The following is a 20,906-nucleotide window of genomic DNA, read 5'->3' as shown; positions in this document are numbered from 1 at the left end:
CTACCAAATATTGCTATCGCTTTCGGCCCTCAACACGGACCCGTGACTGCGTCGCAGGTCGAAGATTTGATTCGCGCCTCCCGTCGCTACGACGAGCTGGTGATTGCCGCCTTCAGCTTCGACGGTTCCTCGCAAGCCGTGATCCAAGAATCGGCCAACCCGCGCCTGAAGATCCACATGGCGCATATCCGTCCGGATGTATCACCTGGGATGGATGGGCTGCTCAAGGATTCGCCGAAGAGCCAGTTGTTCACGGTGTTTGGTCAGCCGGAAATCAAACTGGGGTTTTTCCCGCCCTACGCGGCCATCCGGCTTCCCCAGCTGGTCGGTCCGGCCCGCGCCGTGGAGATCTGCACCACCGGTCGCCGCTACAAGGCCGAAGAAGCTCAGCGCATGGGGCTAGTGGCCCATCTGTCCGAAGCGGACAACTTTCAGGATACGGTTGACGGCATCGTCGGTGAAATCAAGGCATGCAGCCCGCTGATCATCCGACTCAACAAGCGGGCTGTCAACGCCCACCTGAAATTGGATTTCAAACAGGCCCTGTCCGGCGTCAGCGACATGTTTCTCAACACCCTGATGAAAACCGAAGACACCCTTGAAGGCATTAAGAGCTTCGAAGAAAAGCGCCGGCCGGTGTGGAAGAACAGGTAGCGTTCGCAGGTTCAGCGTTCACCGTTCAGGGTTTACTGTTTTTTTCAACTTTGATGAACTCGTAAAAAGTCGCATTTCCGGCGGATTCGTAAAAAGCCCGAGATCAAGGCTTGCAAATCCCGAGGAATGAGGCGTACTTATCGTACTCCGCAGTGACGAGGGATGAAGCGTAACGCAGATATTGGGTTTTTTACGAATCCGTCAACTTTGACTCGCGTTAACTGGCAATGGGTAGTGCCGGTTTTCAGCCGATCGTTAATCACGAATCCTGAAACGCTGAACCTTTGAACCTTTGAACCGCTGAACCTAATATTTAAGAAAAGGAGAACCAGCGATGGCGTCCATGATTTCCTGGCAAATGACAGAACCCGGAAAACCACTGATTAAAGTTGAAGCGCCGATCCCCCAACCTGGTCCCGGCGAAGTGCTGGTCAAGGTGGCCGGATGCGGGGTGTGCCATACGGATTTAGGTTTTTTCTACGACGGCGTGCGAACCAAATCCCCGCTGCCATTGACGCTGGGTCATGAAATCAGCGGCATTGTCACCGCCGCCGCTCCCGATACCCGACAATTGGAGGGCAAGGCGGTGATCATCCCCGCGGTGATGCCCTGTGGAGACTGCGATGTCTGCAATCGGGACCTGGGTAACATCTGCACCACCCAGAAGATGCCCGGCAACGATATCCAGGGGGGATTTGCCAGCCACATCATCGTACCGGCCAAGCAACTGTGCCAGGTTCCGGTGGACGACCAGTACCGGCCCGTAGGCCAGGCAGACGTTTCTCTGGCCCAGATGTCCGTCATCGCCGATGCGCTGACCACGCCTTACCAGGCCGTTGTCGATGCCGGATTGTCCGCGGACGATACGGCCATTTTCGTGGGCGTAGGCGGCGTGGGCGGATTCGGTGCCCAGATCGCCAAAGCCTTCGGCGCCCTGGTGGTTGCCATCGATGTGGACCAGGCCAAGCTTGATGCACTGGCCCCCTATGTAGACAACACGTTCAACGCTGCCGATATGGCCTTCAAAGACCTGCGCAAGGCGGTTTCCGCCTTCGTCAAGGAGCAGGGCAAACGCCGGACGGAGTGGAAGATTTTCGAAACCTCCGGCACCGCCGCCGGTCAGAAAACCGCCTTCGGTCTCATGACTTTCGGGGCCAATCTTTCCGTGGTGGGCTTTACCATGGACTCGGTAGACATCCGTCTGTCCAACCTCATGGCCTTCAACGCCACCGCCCGGGGCAACTGGGGATGCCTGACCCGCTATTATGCACCGGTGCGAGACCTGGTCCTGTCGGGCAAGGTCAAGATGGCACCGTTCGTCAAAACCTTTCCGCTGTCCGAAATAAATGCGGTCTTCGACATGGTGCACCACAAAAAGATCGTCGAGCGGGCGATCATGGTTCCCTGACGCGATCCATAAATAATAATTACTGCAACGGCCCGAAATATTTTCACCCAACCCAACCCGCCGAACCTATGCGGCGAAACCCAACAGGAAACGACGATGCACAAATTACTTACCGACAGTCCCGGAGAGAAGATGCTGCTCCTGGGCAACGAAGCCATCGCCCGAGGCGCCATCGAGGCCGGGGTAGCCTTTGCCTCCACCTACCCGGGCACCCCCTCGTCGGAAATCTCACTGAATCTGTTCCAGGTTTCCCATGAGAGCGATCTTTACTTCGAGTACAGCACCAACGAGAAGGTGGCCCTGGAAGTGGCCGCCGCCGCCGCCAACAGCGGTGTGCGCACCTTCTGCATGATGAAGCACGTGGGCCTGAACGTGGCGGCCGATCCGCTGATGACACTGGCCTACGTCGGGGTAAAAGGTGGAATGGTCATCCTCACCGCCGACGATCCGTCCATGTTCTCCAGCCAGAACGAACAGGACAACCGCTACTACGGCAAACTCTCCGGCCTGCCCATTCTCGAACCATCATCGGTTGAAGAAGCCCGCCAAATGACGGCCGAGGCTTTCGACCTGTCCGAACGATTGGGGGAACCGGTGATCCTGCGCACCACCACACGAATCAACCACTCCAGCGCCTTCGTGGAACTGGGCCGGCTGACACCGCGCAAAACCAAGGGAGATTTTAAAAAAGACCCGTTCAACCTGGTCACCGTGCCGGCCGTCTCCCGCCGCCTGCACGTGCGCCTGCTGGAAAACTGGGACAAGGCCCAGGCCCTGGCCGAAACCTCCGCCTACAATTTCATCGACGGCGCCGGTTCCTGGGGTATCATCTGCAACGGGGTCAGCTACAGCTATGTTTCCGACGCGGTGGAAGAGCTGGGCATCGCTGACAAAGTTCGCGTCCTTCGCCTCGGATTTTCCTACCCCACGCCGCCGAAACTGATCAAAACCTTTCTAAAAGGCTGCGACAAGGTGCTGGTGGCCGAAGAGGGCGAACCGGTCATGGAAGAGACCGTCAAGGCCTTTGCCCAGGAGGAAAAACTGACCCTGCCCATCGCCGGCAAGGGAGCGGGTCTGTTCTCTCGTCTGTACGAATTCGATCCGGCCATGGTGCGCCGGGTAATGGCCGGTTACTTTGGCGTACCGCACACGGAAAGCCAAACACCCGACCTGTCGGACGTACCCGAAATTCCCCAGCGTCCGCCCAACCTGTGCGCCGGCTGCTCCCACCGAGCCACCTTTTACGCGGTTAAAAAGGCCGCCGAGGGCGAAGAGACCATCTATCCCACCGACATTGGCTGCTACACCCTGGGTTTTCTGCCCCCGTTGGCCATGGGCGATTTTCTGATCTGCATGGGCTCGTCCGTCAGCACGGCCAGCGGATTTTCCAAGACCACGGACAAAAAAGTGATCTCTTTTATCGGCGACTCGACATTTTTTCACTCGGGTCTGACCGGTCTGGTCAACGCAGTCTACAACAACCATAACTTCACCCTGGTCATCTTGGACAACGGCACGACGGCCATGACCGGCCACCAACCCAATCCCGGGGTGGACATGAGCAACTTCAACCTTTCCGGTTACGGACGCATCTCCATTGAAGCGGTGGTTCGCGCCATCGGCGTCGAACACGTCACCGTCATCAAGCCTTACAAGGTGAAAAAGAGCATCGAAGCGGTGAAAGCGGCCCTGGAGCACGAGGGCGTATCGGTGATCATCTCCCAGGAGATGTGCACCCTGTACGCCCGCGGCCTGAACCAACTCAAGGTGCGGGCCTTCACGGTCACGGACAAGTGCAAGAACCACCGGGACTGCATCAACCAGATCGCCTGCCCGGCCTTTTACCTGGATGGAGAACGGGTCCAAATCAATCCCAACACCTGCGTGGGCTGTGCGGTCTGTGCCCAGATTTGCCCGGAGAATGCCATTACACCGGTCAAGGCCAAGCAGGCCGGTTGATCGCCTGAGCGGCAAGACAACAACCTTCGGCTGCGGTGGATGGTTTTCCGGGAAATTCGATCAACCGGATCATTGAACCGGCAGCCCTTACCATATAGGAAACGACCATGGAGACGACAAGACTGATTATCGTGGCGGTAGGCGGTCAGGGCAACCTGCTGGCATCCAAAGTGCTGGGAGAGGCAGCCCTGCTTTCAGGTGTGCCGGTGCGTATGAGCGAAATACACGGCATGGCCCAACGCGGCGGCGTGGTTGAATCGGCCATCGTTTTCGGTGATGCCAAGAGCACGATCATCTCCGACGGCGAAGCCAACGTGCTGGTGGGCTTCGAGCCCTCCGAGACCCTGCGGGCCCTGAACAAGTGCAGCGCAGACACCACTGTGATTACCAATCTGGCCCCCCTGCCACCCTTCACCGTGGCCATCGGCCGCGGTACCTATCCCGACCTCGGTCAGGCCCAGGAGCTGATCAAAGCCAAAACCAAACGGCTGATTGCCTTTGATGCTGTTGACCTGGCCACGACCGCCGGCAGCGTCATGTCGGTGAATATCGTGCTGCTCGGCGCGCTGATCCAGACCGGCATTTTGCCGATCACCCAATCGAATGTGGAGGAAACCATTCGCACCAAGACCAAAAAGGAATTTGTGGACGCCAACCTGAAAGCGTTCGAATTGGGCTATGGTGCCGCCGCCAATGCATGATGCGTTGCCCATGGCGTGCATAAACCGGCTGTGGATAAACTGAATGTGCCTCTGGCGGGCGATGGTCCGCCTCGAAGGAAAACGACCACTGATAAGGAGGAAACGATGCCCTGGAATGAGAAAAGCGAATGCATGCCGGTAGCCCAAATTCAAGCGCTTCAGGTTGAAAAGCTCAAGGAGACGTTGGAGTGGGTGGCCAAACGCGTTCCGTTTTACAAGAAAAGCTTCAAGGAAGCCGGCGTCAAGGCCGCCGACATCAAGGGCATCGAGGATGTGGCCAAACTTCCTTTCACGGTAAAAAATGATCTGCGTGACAACTATCCTTTCGGTCTGTGCGCGGTTCCCTTAAAGGAAGTGGTGCGCGTTCACGCCTCTTCCGGTACCACGGGCAAACCCATCACCGGCCCCTATACGGCAGACGACCTGGCCCATTGGGGCGAGTGCATGGCGCGCAACTTCCATGCTGCAGGCGCGCGGCCCGGGCACGTGGTTCAAAACGCCTACGGCTACGGCCTGTTCACCGGTGGCCTGGGTTTCCACCAGGGTGCCACGACCATGGGCTGCACCGTCGTGCCCACCAGCTCCGGGCTCACCGAACGCCAGATCACGCTCTTGAAGGACTTCGAAACCAACGTCCTGTGCTGCACCCCATCCTATGCCCTGACCATTGCCGAACGGGCCGAGGAACTCAAGGTGGATCTGAAAAAGCTGCCCCTATCCATCGGCATTTTCGGCGCCGAACCCTGGACCGCCGGTATGCGCGCGGAGATCGAGGCGCGCATGGGCATCAAGGCCATGGAGGCATACGGTCTCACCGAACTGGGCGGACCCGGCGTGGGCTTCGACTGCGAGGCCCAGAGCGGCATCCACATCAACGAAGACTATTACCTGGCCGAAGTGGTCGACCCCATCACCCTGGAACCCGTTCCGCTGGGTGAAAAGGGCGAGCTGATTTTCACGTCGCTGCAGCGCCGGGCCATGCCTATGATCCGTTACCGCACCAAGGACATCACCCGCCTGTACCGCGAAAAATGTGTCTGCGGGCGGACATTCATCAAAATGGACAAAATTTTTGGCCGGACGGACGACATGCTGATCATCAGCGGCGTCAATGTCTTTCCGTCCCAGATCGAATCCCTGCTGCTGGATATCGAAGAGGTGGAGCCCCAGTACCGCATGCTGGTCCGCAAAAAAGGCTACCTGGATCAACTGGTGGTGCAGGTGGAGGCCAAACAGGAAGTCTATGCCGCCGGTGACCGCAAAAAGTTTGAAGTCGAAGCCAAAATCATGGCCCACATCAGAGGCAATATGGGGATCAGCGTGGAAGTCAATCTCGTGGAGCCCAAGTTTATTGCCCGAAGCGAGGGTAAGGCCCTTCGCGTGGTTGACGAACGTCCCAAGCAGTTCCGCTAACCTTTGGACGCCGACGGCCAGGCCGAACAACCACCAGAACGATGGGAGGTGCAACCATGACAGATAAACGACCCTTTGCCCCAAAGACCTTCGCGGTTATCGGTGCGGGCCCCGTGGGCTGTATCGTGTCCGCATTTTTGGCCAAAGGGGGCCACCAGGTAATCTTGTGTGACGTCATCCCCGAGCTTATTGAACCGGCACTGAAGCGCGGTATCATCATCGAAGGTGCCGAGACCTTGACCCAGACGGTCAGCCACACCTGCACCAGCATCGATGCCCTGCCCGGTTACAAGCCCGACGTCATTTTTATCACCGTCAAGGCCAATGTTCTGCCGCTGATCGCGTCGGCCATCGAGGGGTTCTATAAAAAAGGACTTTATGTGGTGAGCTGGCAGAACGGAATCGACACGGAACTGGTAATTGCTAACAGCCTGGGTAGAGAACCGGTGATGCGGGCGGTGGTCAACTACGGATGCGGCCTGCTGGGGCCGGCCCATGTAACCATCCCCTTTCACCACCCGCCCCACTATATTCAGGAGCTGGACCCGGAGGCCAAATTCGCCGCCGAGGCCATTGCCGAAACGCTGACCACCTGCGGCCTGACCACCCGTCATACGCAGGACATCGTTGCCATGGTGTGGCGAAAAGGGGTGCTCAACGCCTGCATGAACCCGGTATGCGCCGTCACCGGCCTGACCATGTCCCAGGCCATGAACGACCCGATCATTTTCAACCTCGTTGATTCTCTGGTCAAAGAGTGCGTCAAGGTCGCCAGAGCCAATGAGATCATGTTAAGCTGGGATTTCTACCCCAACGCCATCGGATACATGCGCAACGCCGGCAACCACAAGCCCTCCATGCTCATGGACATCGAAAACGGCCGCCGTACGGAAATCGACTACATCAATGGAAAGTTCGTTGAATATGGCCGCCAGGCAGGCATCGAAACCCCCTACAACATCACCTTGCAGAGCCTGGTCAAAGGGTTGGAGTCCAAACTGTAGAATAATTGATATCTTGATCCCAAAAATCTTGTTTTTATATCAGAAGTCAAGAGACAAATAGTAAAATAAAAGACAATAACCAAAAACCAAATGACAAATAAATCACAATAGCCAGATTCAAAATCCCAAACCTTACGGTCTTGAACAATGGACATTCCGATTATCGATATTGGAGAAATCTAAATGATGCTCAGCCGTTGGTTTTTTCTCTTTTTGGAAATTTTGTTATTGTAATTTGGAATTTATTTGAGATTTGGGATTTGTAGTTTGTTATTTAATTTCTATTACTTGTGATCGATTTCCCCGGGGTATAAGTGCGAACCATGCCGACAACCCAATCAACAACTTCTCAGGACGTCGAGTCACTTTACTTCGCCGGTGCCGATGTAGGGGCGTCCAGAACCAAAGTAGCGTTAATCGATACCGATGGCCAGATGGCGGGCTATTGTGTGAAGCGATCGGGAACGGATTTTACGGCTACCGCCGATCGATGCCTGGAAGCGGCATTGACCATGGCCGGTATTGAAAAGGATCGGATCCGTCGCACGATCTCTACCGGATACGGCCGTAAGAATGTCACCTATGCCCAGGACCACCGCACCGAAATCAGCTGCCACGGAAAAGGGTGCTTCCACTATTTTCCATTCGCGATCACCATTATCGATATCGGCGGGCAGGACAACAAGATCATCAAAATAGATGAAAATGGCCGACGGACGGCCTTTAAAATGAATCGCAAGTGCGCCGCGGGTACCGGCGCGTTCTTGGAGGAAATGTCTCCCCGCCTGGACATCCCCCTGTCGGATATGAACAGCCTTGCCGCGGCATCCACGGATATGGTCAAGCTGGGCAGCTTCTGCACGGTCTTTTCAGCCACCGAGGTGCTGGAGAACATCCGTCGGGGCAAGCGGGTGGAAGACATCGTCAAAGGGTTGTTTTTTTCGGTCATTTCCAGAATCACCGAGATGGATGCCTTTACCGAAAAGGTGGTCATGACCGGCGGGGTGGTGGCTCACAATCCTTACCTGGTGGAAATGACCCAGGAACTGATCAACCGTCCCATCCTGGTGCCGGATCTGCCCCAGTTCACCGGTGCCTTGGGTGCGGCATTGTATGCGAAAGAAACATATGCATTTTGAGAATTAAGGGATTGGAAAATTGAGGAATTCGTCTATACATCGATTTTTTTGCTCCGCCCATTCCCGAATCCCTCAATCCCCCATTCCTCAATCATAATTCCGGAGGTTTGACATGAACGAAGAGAAGAAAATCAAACTAAAACGGCTGGAATCGTCCAAGGTGCTGGGCAAGTTCATGGCCGATTATTACTACGAGCTGGACAACGCGGCCAAAACCGGCGAGCGCAAGATCGCCTGGTGCACCAGCGTGGGGCCGGCGGAAATTCTGCGGGCTATGGGATTCCTGGTCTATTTTCCCGAAACCCACTCGGCCATGCTGGGATCGTCGCGCATGGCCACGGAACTGATTCCCAAGGCCAACGCCGTGGGCTACTCGCCGGACATCTGCTCCTACCTCACCGCGGACATCGGGGCCTACCTGGAAAAAGTCTCCCCCCTGGCCAAGATCTTCGAAGGCATCCAAGGCCCGCCCAAGCCGGATGTGCTGGTATTCAACACCAACCAATGCCGCGACGTACAAGACTGGTTCAATTTCTACGGCGAAGAGTTCGACGTGCCGGTGGTGGGCGTCCACTCCTATGTAGGCGTCCAGGCGGTGGAAGAGGCCCACGTGAAATCCATCGCCCGGCAGATGGAAGATCTGATCCCGCCGCTGGCGCACGTCATCGGCAACACCCTCGACATGGATCGGTTCAAGGAGACCGTGGCCCTGTCCAGGGAGTGTTCGGACCTTTGGAAGCAGGTGCTCGATACGGCCGCCGCCGTCCCCTCCCCCCTGACCTTTTTCGACGGAACCACCCTCATGGGCGCCGCCGTGGTGGGCCGGGGAACCCAGCGGGCCAACGACTGCTATCGCACCCTGCTGGCGGAACTGAACCAGCGTATCGCCGACAAGGAAGGCGCTATCGAAGACGAACAATTCCGGATCTATTGGGACGGCATGCCCGTGTGGGGCCGGCTGTCCGCCCATGCCAAGATGTTCGCCTCCCTGAAGACCAATGTGCTGGCCTCGACCTACTGCAACTCCTGGATTTTCTCCGCCCTGGATCCGGACGATCCGTTCAACTCCATGGCACGGGCCTACACGGAGCTGTTCATCGTACGTGCCGACGCGCCCAAGGAGGCCTATATCCGCAACATGCTGGAGTTCTTCAAGGTGGACGGCATCATCTACCATGACGCCAAAACCTGCCCCAACAACTCCAACTGCCGCTATGGCATGCCCCAGCGCATCGAACGGCAGTCCGGCATCCCCAGCCTGACCATCAACGGCGACCTGAACGACCTGCGCCTGATTTCCGACGAGCAGACGAAGACCAATGTGGAGGCCTTCATCGAGCAGTTGGCGGAAAACAAATGAAACGAAAATTACGAATTGAGGAATGGGGGGATTGGGTGAAACCATTAATCGATGGCATTCCTTGAATTCCTCAATCCCTCAATTCCTAAATCCCCAATTCGGGTTGAATACGCCTGTCCGTTCAATTTTGAAATCGGGGTTCAACTAAAAGGAGTAGGAACCATGCTCGAAACCCTATTCAATCCCAAAGGCGTAGCGGTCATCGGTGCGTCCGGAAAAGAACTCCACATCGGCAACCGGGTGATCAAAAACCTGCTGGATTTCGGTTACCAGGGGGGGATCTACCCGATCAACCCCAAAGAAGACGAAATCCGGGGGATCAAGGCCTATAAATCCATTCTCGACGTTCCCGGGCAGGTGGATGTAGCCCACATGGTGATCCCGGCCAAGTTCGTGCCCATGGCCGTGGAAGACTGCGGCAAAAAGGGTGTCAAACACATCATTATCAATTCCGGCGGTTTTTCCGAAACCGGCCCTGACGGCGCCGACATCGAAAAGGCCTTTCTGGATAAGGCCAAGGCCTACGGTATCCGCATCTTCGGCCCCAACTGCCAGGGCATCATCAATTCAGACCCGGATGTGCGCGCCTACTGCAATTTTACGTTCACCTTTCCCGAGCCGGGGCATATCTCCATCGTGGCCCTGTCCGGCGGGGTGGCCGAGGTGATTCACCAGGGGTTTTCGGCCATGGAAGTGGGTACACGCATCTATGCATCCAACGGCAACGCCTGCGACGTCTCCATCCCGGAAATCATTCGCTATCTCGCTGACGACGAAGGCACCCGGGTGATTGTCACCTATGTGGAGGGCCTCAGGGACCCCATGGATTTCTTCGAGGCCGTCAAAGAAGCGGCGGCCAAAAAACCCGTGCTGGCCATGAAGGCCGGCCGCACCATGGAGGGCGCCAAGGCGGCCGCTTCCCACACCGGCGGCCTGGCTAAAGAGGATATGGCCACGGACCTGATCTTCAAGAAAGCCGGCATCGTCGATTTCAGGGATGAAGGTCAGCTGATCAACGCGGCGATCGCTTTTGGGTCGCAACCCGTCCCGAAGGGCAACCGGGTGGGCATCATTACCAACACCGGCGGACCGGCGGTGATCGCCACCGACATTCTGGTGGATGCCGGGCTGACCCTCCCCCCCCTGTCGGATAAAACCAGGGCGCTGCTCAAGGAAACACTCTATCCAGAGGCCACGGTGAGCAATCCGGTGGATGTGCTCGCCACCGGCACTGCCGAACACTTTGGCAAGTGCCTGGAAGCCATGATGGCCGACGACAGCTTCGACTGCGTGCTGGTCCACTTCGTCACGCCCTTTTTCATGGATACGGAAAGTATCGCCAATGCCATCGCCCAGGTCAACCAGCGGCAGATCAAACCCATGGTCTGCAACCTGATGACCGACCGGCGTCAGTGGGCCGAGACGGAAGCCATCCTCAAGGCCAGCGGTGTGCCCTGCTTCGCCCTGCCCAGCGATGCCGCCCGTGCACTGGTCGCCCTGGTGCGCTATCGCAACATCCTCGACCGGGAGCCCGGCCGAGTCCGGTCATACACTGACCTGGACACGGATGGCGCCCGGGAGATTTTCAACCAGGCCAACGGCCAGCCGATGCTGGCTGCCGATCAGGTTTATGAAATCCTCGAAGCCTATGGCATCGATGTTCCTGAGTGGCGCATGGCCGACGATATCGACGGCGCCGTGGCCGCTGCCGCTGCCATCGGCTATCCGGTGGTTCTCAAGGCCGATGCCGTATCCGTGGTCCACAAGAGCGACATGGGCGGTGTGGCCGTCAACCTGGCCGACGCCGAGGCGGTGGAACAAGCCGCCACGATGATGACCGAACGAATCGACGCCCGGGACCTGCGATTCTTCGTGCAGCAGTTCGTTCCCGGTGGCCGGGAAGTGATCCTGGGCGCCAAGGCCGAGCCCGGTGTGGGGCATCTGATCATGTTCGGCCTCGGCGGCATCTTCGTCGAGGTACTCAAGGACGTGGTATTCAACCTCTCCCCGGTTACCGACGCCGAAGCCCGCGAAATGGTGGACGGCATCCAGGCATCCGCCCTGCTCGACGGGGTACGCGGCGAGAAACCGGTGGACAAAGCCGCCCTAGTCGACCTGATTCAACGGCTGTCCAAGCTGGTGACGGACTTCCCCCAGATCAAAGAACTGGACTTGAATCCGGTCATGGCCTTCGAAAAGGGGGCCGTGGCGGTGGATGCGCGGATTGGTTTGATTTGTTGATTCGTTTTATTGGTTTAGTTAGTTGGATTAGTTGGTATTATAAAGTTTTTTGCGCTTCACCTTGAACCCTTGAACCCTTGAACCCTAGAACCCTTGAACCCTTGAACCCAGAACCCAGAACCCAGAACCCTGAACCCTGAACCCTGAACCCTAAATCTCGAACCCTTCAACCTAAGGAACAAGCCCATGGCCCATTGGATGAACCTGGGACAGCAGCTCAAGATGAACGCCAAGAAATATCCTCAGACCGTCGCCCTATGTGACGCCCGGCGGCGGTTCACCTACCCCGAGGTCAACCGACGGGTCAACCGTCTGGCCCACCGCCTGGTGCAGATGGGACTGAAGAAAGGCGACAAACTCGCCGTGCTGATGGAAAACAGCATCGAAATCATCGAATTCTACCTGGCCACCGCCAAAACCGGGATCATTATCGTACCGGTGAACTTCCGTCTGGTAGGCCGTGAGGTGGCTTACATCGTCGACAATGCCGACGCCAAGGCCATGGCGGTGCACCACGAATTCACGCCGTGTGTGGACGCCATCAAGCCGCAACTGAAAAAAATTCCGCCGGAAAACTACATTGTGGTGGACCAGGCCAAGGACGGCTACCGGGAATACGAATCGCTGCTGGACGATGCACCCGACGGCGAACCGGACGCAGCCGTCGCCCCTTCGGACACATGGATTCTGATCTACACCTCCGGCACCACCGGAAAACCCAAAGGGGTCCTGCGCTCCCATGAATCCCACATTGCCTTTTACCTGATCAACGCCGTGGACTTCGGGTTCGACCAGCGCGACGTGTGCATGAATGTCATGCCCCTTTGCCACATCAACTCCACCTTCTTCACCTTCACCTTCACCTATATCGGTGCCACCGTCTACATCCACCCGGCCCGTTCATTCCGGCCCGAAGAGATTCTGGAGATCGTGGAGCGGGAGAAAATCACCTTTATTTCTCTGATTCCCACCCACTACAACCTGATCCTGAATGTTTCCGACGAAGCCAGGCAACGGGACATCCGTTCCATCAGAAAGCTGCTCTGCAGCAGTGCCCCGGTGAGAAAAACCATGAAGACCGCCATCATGGAATTCTTCCCCGGAGTCGAGCTTTACGAGGGATATGGTTCGACCGAGGCCGGCATCGTCACCGTGCTGCGCCCCGAAGATCAGATGCGCAAGCTCGGCTCCATCGGTCTGGAAAGCCTGGGCACCGACCGGATCAAGATCCTGGATGCGGAAGGCAAGGAAGTCGCCCCGTGCGAAGTGGGTGAGCTCTATTCCAAGGGTCCCATGCTGTTCGATGCCTATTACAAACTGCCCGAAAAAACCGCCGCCGCCTTCAAGGACGGCTGGTTTTCCGCAGGCGACATGGCCCAGATGGACGAAGACGGCTTCTACCAGATTGTGGACCGCAAGGACAATATGATCATCACCGGCGGGGAGCACGTCTATCCCAGCGAGGTCGAAGAAACCATCGGCAGCCACCCGGATGTGTTCGATGTAGCAGCCATCAGCCTGCCGGACGACAAATGGGGTGAAAAGGTTGCAGCGGTGGTAATCCCCATGCAAGGGTCGGATCTTGCCGAGGAGACCATTTTCGACTGGTGCCGCGATCGCATGGCCGGCTACAAGCGTCCCAAACAGGTAATTTTCATCCAACCGGACCAGATGCCACGCACCGCCACAGGAAAGATCCTGCACCGGATCCTGCGGGAAGAATTCGCCGAGGGCGAACCGGTGTTCCCGGAAACCGACAGCTGTCCGGCTCCGGAAAAATAATTACGGTATTGGAAATTTAGGGTTCAGGAATTGTTGTAGCGGCTTTCAGCCGCGATCATGATACGGTTGCCACCAAGCGTTTAAGAAATGAGAGGAGGAAGTTTACATGTTGAGCAAAGCGTTCATTCCCTACAAAGGGTATTACTCCACCCCTTTCTGCCGTTGGCAGGGGGCCATGGCCAACGAGAATTCCATCGTGCTGGGCGCAAAGACCGCCGCCCGCTGGATTGCCGAAAAGAATTGGGAGCCGGGCATCTTCGACTACCTGGTATTCGGCAACACCATCGGCCAGCTGCACCAGTTTTACAGCGCCCCCTATGCCGCCGCCTTGATGGGCTGCGGCGGTGTTCCCGGCATCGCCATCAGCCAAGCTTGCACCACAGGTACCACCTGCATCTTTCAGGCGGCCATGGGCGTCGAGACGGGCATGGTTGAAAATGCCTTTGTCCTCACCACCGACCGCACATCCAACGGCCCCCACACCATCTGGCCCAATCCCAATGGCCCCGGCGGAGAGGTGATCAGCGAGAACTGGCTCATGGACAACTTCAATGCCGATCCCAATGTGGGCCTGCGCATGGTGGAAACAGCGGAAAATGTCGCCAAAGAGGAGGGCATCACCAAGGAAGAATGCGACCGCCTGGCCGTGCGTCGCTATGAGCAGTACCAGATGGCCCTGGCGGACGACCGGGCTTTTCAAAAGCGGTACATGTTCGCCGCCGAAATCCAGCTCTCGCGGAAGAAAAGCATCCTCGTAGAAGAAGATGAAGGTATCATGCCCACCACCGCCGAGGGTCTGGCCAAACTAAAACCCCTGGTGCCCGGAGGCGTGCTGAGCTTCGGTGCCCAGACCCACCCGGCCGACGGCAACGCCTCCATGGTGGTCACCACGAAAGAGAAAGCCGCCGATCTGAGTGCCGACGCATCGGTTCCCATCCAGGTAATTGCCTATGGATATTCCCGGGAAAAGAAAGGTTATATGGCCGCCGCACCGGTTCCGGCTGCCCGCATGGCCCTGGAGAAGGCGGGCCTGTCCATCGGCGACATCAAGGTCATCAAAACCCACAACCCCTTTGTGGTCAATGACATCAATTTTGCCAGAAAAATGGATATCGACGTCGACGGTTTCAACAACTACGGTTCATCCGTGATTTATGGCCACCCCCAGGGATCCACGGCCACCCGGCTGATCATGGAAGGTATCGAAGAGGCGGTCATGCAAGGCGGTGGATACCTGTTGTGGACGGGTTGTGCCGCAGGCGACTGCGGCGCCTCGCTGATTCTGAAAATCGGTTAATCTAAACCCTGCTGCCACAGGGCATGATAAAAGCGGACCGGAAGGTGGCACTTCAGGTCCGCTTTTTATATTTCAGCGCTTCAGCGCAAACCCGCCCCATCTTTGGATCACCGGAACCAATGCGAGCACGCCCAGGGATGCGATGGGTGTTAGGGTTTTCCGTGGGCTTCCTTGAAGCCGTGCCACTCATCATGATCGACGATACCGTCACCATCCAGATCAACGGCTTTGAACACTTCCTTGGTGGTATCCGGGAATCGCTGCTTGAACTCCTCCCAAGCCACCGCTTCGTCACCGTCGACATCCAGTTCATGAAAATGGATCAGGTAAGGTCCGGGATCGGGCATCGAGCCTTGATGAAAAGTGTTGTGGCCACACCCGCCGGCAAGGATGGCCATCGATATCAAGATTGTCACAGCAACGTTTCTCATAAGATCTCATCCTTTCTGATTGTTGACCTTTACCAGTTCAATCTCCCCCCACTGACCCAATGTACGCGTTCGGTCGGACGCGCTTGGGTCATAATAAGGCTTCTTGCGTTGACTGCAAATGGGTGGGCACCTTTTTTTGGAAGCATCAACCGCTGTCCGAATGGTATCAGACTGTCGCCACACCTTTGCATGAAGCCCTGACGGTAAGTCCTCGCATGGCGGGAGATGTCCTTGCTATCTCGGTTGAGGATGAATTGCAGTGTTGCCTTCATTGGCCACATAGGCTACACATATGGATAACCCTTCCTGCCGGTTCGGCATCACAACACATGTGATCCATATCTGTTTTCCGATCGGGTTATTTTAGGGGTAGGTGCCCACCTGCGGTGCGGATATCCGATTTGCCAAGACCGGGGCTGGTGTAAATCGAGAGCCCGAAATGAAAAAACGCTATCTGTTGTGTCCTCAGTGTGGAACCCACCGGTTTTTCGTAAAGACGAATGAGGGCGATCATCTTTATTTTCATGTGGGTTGGGATCAGGTCCCCTTCCCCACGGAAATATCGTCCGCCGACCTGTCCGGTGTGGATTTTTCTGTTGTACACAGCACCGGATGTACGTGGAAAGGCGGCATTGAAAGGCTGGTTAAATATCACTTGCGTTAGGGGGTTCCGTCAAGCCCGGGGCGAGTGATCCGTTGCCGTTTTTTGCAAGAGTGATTGACTTGTCATCGATTTCGACCGATGATTGAATGAATGGAACGAATGCCAGTTTGTTTTGACCTGTCAACCTGAAGCTGATTGAGAGCAGCGCGAAGGCCTATAAATATATCCAGGGAGAGGCACCATGAAGAAGCTGGTCGAGGAGATTGCAAAGGCACTTGTTGACGCTCCGGAACAGGTATCGGTCAACGAAATTCAAAGCCAGCAGAGCATCGTCGTCGAGTTGGCCGTAGCCAAACAGGATCTGGGGAAAATCATCGGGAAAAAGGGCCAGAACGTTCAAGCCATCCGAACCATCCTGAACGCCGCTTCGGGAAAAAGTAAAAAACGCATCATCCTGGAACTGCTGGAATAGATATACGGATCTCCAGGTTCCGCGATTCAACGGACGTACTCCCGGCGTTTCCCATGGGCAACGCATTCATCTTGAACAAATTCATGGCAAGAAGCGTACGGCCCCATCTGAACAGCCACGCAGATCGGGTGTTGAAACGACCTGCCTACCTTTCATCCCTGCTTTTCAAACCCACTAATCGATTGGCTACTGGATTCTGTATACTTCAGAAAGGATTGACCAAGGCCGGCGGGGTCACGTATCGAATCAAGGCACCGATGCTGTGCTTTGCCGGCACCAAAGATTCCTTGGGAGATGCTGTCGCTGATAGAATTAGTCGTCGGTTCGCGGCAAGCGCTGGGGAACAATTGAACCGGAATACGATGAGATGTCTAGGGCAGGCCGTGAGGCACCAACCGCCTTTTCAAGCTGCTCAAGAAATGTTTTTCGCGGGATTTCCCGGGCACCAAACCGGATCAGATGGTCCGTTCTCACCTGGCAATCGATAAGCTTGAATCTGAGCCGCTTAAGAATCTCGACAAGCGCAACGAAGGCCACTTTGGAGGCATTGCTGACCTGGCTAAACATGGATTCTCCGAAAAAAACGCGGCCGATGGCGATGCCGTAAAGCCCGCCAACAAGCCTCTCACCTTGCCACGCTTCCACGGAATGGGCATATCCCTGCCGATGGAGCGCGCAATAGGCCGCTTTCATCTCATCGGTGATCCAGGTCCCTTCTCCATATGATCTTTTCGCTTCGGCGCAGGCCCGAATCACGGTTTCAAAGCCCTGGTCAAAGGTAATGAAAAAAACGTCTCTCTTGATAACCTTTCGAAGCGATCTCGAAACTCTCAATTCCTCAGGATACAATACCAACCGAGGGTCGGGCGACCACCATAAAATGGGATCTCCCTCCGCATACCAAGGGAATATTCCGTTGCGATAAGCCACCAAGAGTCGTTCAGAATCAAGATCGCCGCCAACGGCCAGCAGGCCTTCTTTGATGGCAAGATGGGCTGGGGGAAAGGAGTGTTTATTTGAGAGGGTGAAGATGGGCATAGACTAGCTATAGCTGAACACCAATTCATCCCCATTCATATCCAGTTTAACCCCCCCACCTTTTACCAGCCGACCGAAGAGGATCTCATCTGCCAGCACATCCTTGATCTCGGTCTGAATGACGCGGGAAAGCGGCCGGGCGCCGTATTGGGGGTCATGGCCTTTCTTTGCCAGCCATTTTCTCACCTTGCCTGAATACGCAATGGATACTTTCTTGGCCGTCAGCTGGTCGGCAAACTCTTTCATAAATTTATCGACAATCATGGCCATGATCTCACGGTCGAGGGCGTTGAAGGTGATGATGCCGTCCAGGCGGTTTCTGAATTCCGGGCTGAAAATCTTCTCGATGGCCTTTTTGCCTTTACCGGTGGAATCCCCTTTGGTATCGCCGAAACCAATGGTTGCACTGCTCATCTCACGTGAACCGGCGTTGGACGTCATCATGACGATGACATTGCGAAAATCCGCCTTTTTGCCGTTATTATCCGTCAGGGTGGCGTGGTCAAGCACCTGCAGCAGGATATTGAACAGGTCTTCGTGGGCCTTTTCGATTTCGTCGAGAAGCAGAACACAGTATGGGTGTTTGCGCACGCCGTCGGTGAGCAGGCCGCCCTGGTCGAAGCCGATGTAACCGGGAGGCGCACCGATAAGCCGGGCCACGGCATGCTTTTCCATGTATTCACTCATGTCATAGCGCATGAATTCGACATCCAGTTGCCGGGCCACTTGCCTGGCCACTTCCGTCTTGCCAACACCGGTGGGGCCGGTGAACAAGAATGAACCCACCGGCTTCTCCGGCTGTCCCAGACCGGCCCGTGAGCGTTTGATAGCTGTCACCAGGGCATCGATGGCATCGTCCTGGCCAAACACGACCCGGCGCAGTTGGCCGCCCAGATTTTCAAGTTTGGCCTTGTCCGGCGTGGACACGTTGACCGCTGGGATTCGAGCAATCTTGGAGACGATTTTTTCAATATCCGACGGATGAATCCACTTGCGGTGGGTTGCGCCGGAGAGCCGGATGGCGGCACCGGCTTCGTCGATGACGTCGATGGCCTTGTCCGGCAAGAATCGGTCGTTGATGTACTTGGCCGACAGTTCACAGGCCGCTTTGAGCGCCGCATCGGTATATTCAATCTCGTGGTGCTCCTCGTAACGGGAGCGCAGGCCTTTGAGGATTTTGATAGCTTCTTTGACCGGCGGCTCCATGATGTCGATCTTTTCGAATCGCCTGGACAGGGCACGATCCTTCTCGAAATGGTTTTTGTATTCCTCATAAGTCGTTGAGCCGATGCATCTCAGTTCACCGGTAGACAGGAATGGTTTCAAGATATTGCTGGCATCCATGGATCCGCTGCTGGTGGCGCCGGCACCGACGATGGTGTGAATCTCGTCGATGAACAGGATGGCGTTTTTGCGTTTTTTCAGTTCAGCCACAACACCCTTGAGGCGCTGCTCGAAATCACCCCTGAACTTTGACCCGGCGAGCATGCCTCCCAGGTCCAACGAATAGATGCGCACCTCTTTGAGCAGTTCCGGCACTTCACCACCCCAGATCTTCTGGGCCAACCCTTCAGCCATGGCCGTCTTTCCCACACCCGGGTCGCCAACGAAAATGGGGTTGTTTTTCCTGCGGCGGCAGAGCACCTGCATGGTCCGCTCCATTTCCAGTTCGCGGCCGATCAATGGATCCAGTCTGTTCTTGGCCGCTTGGTCGATCAGATTCACCGTGTATGCTTCCAGCGGGCTGGACTTTTTCTTGACGGTTTTCTGTTCGGCCGGTGCGTCGGTATCAGACGCGTCGCCGGCGCTGCCCGTTGGAAGTTCATGGGAGATGTTCCGCAGCACATCCAAACGTGAGATTCCCTCTTCGTTCAGAAAATAGACCGCATGCGAGTCCTTTTCCATAAAAATGGAAGCCAGAATATCGCTGACAGCCACCTCTTTCTTCTCGGCCGAGCGGACATGGTTGACCGCCCGCTGAATCACCCGCTGAAAGCCGATGGTCTGTTGGAGCACGTACTCGCTTTCTTCAGGAAGCATCTCCATGCTGTCATTGAAGAACATTTCCAGATTGGCTTTAATGTTTTCTGCATTTCCGCCGCACCTTTCAACGATTTCAAGTCCTGAACTGTCATGCAATATAGCAAAAAGTACATGTTCGACACTGACGTATTCATGCCGCCGTTTTTTGGCTTCGCGAACGGCAAAGCCCAAAGTAGCGCTGAGTTCTTTACTGATCATAGTCTATTCCTGTTCCATGCTGCAACGCAGCGGATAGCCGCTTTCACGGGCGAGATTGTGAACCGTATCGACCTTGGTTTCGGCAATTTCATGGGCGTAGCTGCCGCATACCCCGATGCCTTTTCGATGAACATTCAGCATGATCTTTGCCGCCGATTCAGGTGACTTGTTAAACACGTACATCAGTATCTCAACGACAAACTCCATGGTGGTGTAGTCATCATTGTGCAGCAGCACCCGATACCTGGGCGGCTCCCTGGTCTCATCCCGGGTTTCTGAACCAAGCTGCTCTTCTGTCTGGTAGCGGTCACGGGGCATAGGGTTGTGTTTATCGAGCTTGATCGTAACTGACCGTTAAATGCAGATCGCCGGTAAAAGACGATTTAGACCTGCAGCGGTCGTCTGCACCAGCGGCCAGGCCATAACTAACCAAAATTATTCGTTTCATACTATAAGGAGCGCTGACCTTTCGGCACCGTTCCTGTATGATTATAATCATCGCCGCTATGGATTGTAAAGTGCATTTCTTGACCGGGAAAGTGACGGCAGAGATCGGAATCGGGCCATTTGGTTTTCAGTGGGCATCCAGTCGATCGGTGATTTCACGAAGTGATTACCGATCCGATTTCAACAATTCGAGAGGTCGTGGCACCGTTTTCAATGCGAACCCTGGCAATCGATACCGGGTAGTTGAAACGCCGGTGGCCGGCACTTCCGGGATTGAGGTAGGTGACGCCATTTTTTTTGAAAATCTTAGGCTGATGGGTGTGCCCACTGACAACCACATCGATTCCGGCGGCAGAAGGCTCCAGGTCAAGTTGGTACAAGTCATGGAGAATGTAAAAAAAAATCCCTTCAAGCTCCACCATCTCATTGATTGGCAACGAATGGGCCCATAAATCATGGTCCATGTTTCCGCGGACGGCAATTACCGGAGCAATTCGTCCCAGCCGGGCCAACACCTGTTCATCGCCCACGTCACCGGCGTGCAGAATGTATTGGCATCCCGACAGAGCCTGCTCAACCTCCGGACGAAGAAGACCGTGGGTGTCGGAGAGGATGCCGATGGTTGTTGGGTTTGTTGGGTTCATTGGGTTTGTTGGGTTTGTTGAGTTTGTTGAGTTTGTTGAGTTTGTTGAGTTTGTTGAGTTTGTTGAGTTTG

The 20,906-nt window shown here is 55.8% G+C and carries 17 protein-coding genes; 12 read left to right on the top strand and 5 right to left on the bottom strand.

Annotated features, from left to right (window positions below):
* From ABYV26_RS05290 to ABYV26_RS05240, 11 genes are all read left to right on the top strand, one after another.
* A partial coding sequence (locus tag ABYV26_RS05290; protein WP_372678856.1) for an enoyl-CoA hydratase/isomerase family protein occupies positions 1-654 on the top strand: 654 nt, incomplete at its 5' end.
* Between the two features lie 334 nt (positions 655-988).
* Positions 989-2,062 (top strand): 6-hydroxycyclohex-1-ene-1-carbonyl-CoA dehydrogenase, encoded by a 1,074-nt coding sequence (gene had / locus ABYV26_RS05285; RefSeq protein WP_372678854.1) that lies wholly within the window; start codon positions 989-991, stop codon positions 2,060-2,062.
* Positions 2,063-2,158: 96 nt separating this feature from the next.
* Positions 2,159-4,021 carry an indolepyruvate ferredoxin oxidoreductase subunit alpha gene (iorA, locus tag ABYV26_RS05280; protein WP_372678853.1) on the top strand — a complete coding sequence of 621 codons (1,863 nt, stop codon included), beginning with the start codon at positions 2,159-2,161 and terminating at the stop codon, positions 4,019-4,021.
* Positions 4,022-4,128: 107 nt separating this feature from the next.
* The gene (locus ABYV26_RS05275) at positions 4,129-4,722 is read left to right on the top strand and encodes an indolepyruvate oxidoreductase subunit beta (RefSeq protein ID WP_372678851.1); all 594 of its coding nucleotides are present in this window, start codon (positions 4,129-4,131) and stop codon (positions 4,720-4,722) included.
* Between the two features lie 105 nt (positions 4,723-4,827).
* The gene (locus tag ABYV26_RS05270; RefSeq protein WP_372678849.1) at positions 4,828-6,135 is read left to right on the top strand and encodes a phenylacetate--CoA ligase family protein; all 1,308 of its coding nucleotides are present in this window, start codon (positions 4,828-4,830) and stop codon (positions 6,133-6,135) included.
* A gap of 56 nt (positions 6,136-6,191) precedes the next feature.
* A complete protein-coding gene (locus tag ABYV26_RS05265; protein ID WP_372678848.1) occupies positions 6,192-7,139 on the top strand; it encodes a ketopantoate reductase family protein in 948 nt (315 codons plus the stop codon).
* 323 nt (positions 7,140-7,462) lie between these two features.
* Positions 7,463-8,278: an acyl-CoA dehydratase activase gene (locus tag ABYV26_RS05260; protein ID WP_372678846.1), complete on the top strand. Its 816-nt coding sequence runs from the start codon at positions 7,463-7,465 to the stop codon at positions 8,276-8,278.
* Between the two features lie 112 nt (positions 8,279-8,390).
* A complete protein-coding gene (locus ABYV26_RS05255; RefSeq protein ID WP_372678844.1) occupies positions 8,391-9,638 on the top strand; it encodes a 2-hydroxyacyl-CoA dehydratase subunit D in 1,248 nt (415 codons plus the stop codon).
* Between the two features lie 162 nt (positions 9,639-9,800).
* Positions 9,801-11,879 (top strand): acetate--CoA ligase family protein, encoded by a 2,079-nt coding sequence (locus ABYV26_RS05250; protein WP_372678842.1) that lies wholly within the window; start codon positions 9,801-9,803, stop codon positions 11,877-11,879.
* Between the two features lie 186 nt (positions 11,880-12,065).
* Positions 12,066-13,661 (top strand): class I adenylate-forming enzyme family protein, encoded by a 1,596-nt coding sequence (locus ABYV26_RS05245; protein WP_372678840.1) that lies wholly within the window; start codon positions 12,066-12,068, stop codon positions 13,659-13,661.
* A gap of 106 nt (positions 13,662-13,767) precedes the next feature.
* Positions 13,768-14,958 carry a thiolase family protein gene (locus tag ABYV26_RS05240; protein ID WP_372678838.1) on the top strand — a complete coding sequence of 397 codons (1,191 nt, stop codon included), beginning with the start codon at positions 13,768-13,770 and terminating at the stop codon, positions 14,956-14,958.
* Between the two features lie 149 nt (positions 14,959-15,107).
* Here the strand turns inward: ABYV26_RS05240 and ABYV26_RS05235 are convergent, their stop codons facing one another.
* Positions 15,108-15,389: a hypothetical protein gene (locus tag ABYV26_RS05235; protein WP_372678837.1), complete on the bottom strand. Its 282-nt coding sequence runs from the start codon at positions 15,387-15,389 to the stop codon at positions 15,108-15,110.
* A gap of 845 nt (positions 15,390-16,234) precedes the next feature.
* Between ABYV26_RS05235 and ABYV26_RS05230 the strand changes: the two genes are divergently transcribed.
* On the top strand, positions 16,235-16,465 hold the full coding sequence (locus ABYV26_RS05230; protein ID WP_372678835.1) for a KH domain-containing protein: 231 nt from the start codon (positions 16,235-16,237) through the stop codon (positions 16,463-16,465).
* A 312-nt stretch (positions 16,466-16,777) separates the two neighbouring features.
* On the opposite strand, the gene aat is transcribed toward ABYV26_RS05230, so the two are convergent.
* The 4 genes from aat to ABYV26_RS05210 all read right to left on the bottom strand — a co-directional run.
* Positions 16,778-17,503 (bottom strand): leucyl/phenylalanyl-tRNA--protein transferase, encoded by a 726-nt coding sequence (gene aat, locus ABYV26_RS05225; protein ID WP_372678833.1) that lies wholly within the window; start codon positions 17,501-17,503, stop codon positions 16,778-16,780.
* A gap of 3 nt (positions 17,504-17,506) precedes the next feature.
* Positions 17,507-19,744: an ATP-dependent Clp protease ATP-binding subunit ClpA gene (clpA, locus tag ABYV26_RS05220; protein ID WP_372678831.1), complete on the bottom strand. Its 2,238-nt coding sequence runs from the start codon at positions 19,742-19,744 to the stop codon at positions 17,507-17,509.
* A gap of 3 nt (positions 19,745-19,747) precedes the next feature.
* Complete coding sequence (gene clpS, locus ABYV26_RS05215; RefSeq protein ID WP_372678829.1) at positions 19,748-20,062, bottom strand: ATP-dependent Clp protease adapter ClpS; 315 nt, start codon at positions 20,060-20,062, stop codon at positions 19,748-19,750.
* Positions 20,063-20,346: 284 nt separating this feature from the next.
* Positions 20,347-20,906: metallophosphoesterase (locus ABYV26_RS05210; protein WP_372678827.1), on the bottom strand; the 560-nt coding region annotated here is incomplete at its 5' end.

Source organism: Desulfosarcina sp., assembly GCF_041551955.1.
GTDB lineage: Bacteria > Desulfobacterota > Desulfobacteria > Desulfobacterales > Desulfosarcinaceae > Desulfosarcina.
The sequence above is the reverse complement of the archived record's forward strand: the minus strand, read 5'-3'. Positions and strand labels throughout refer to the sequence as shown.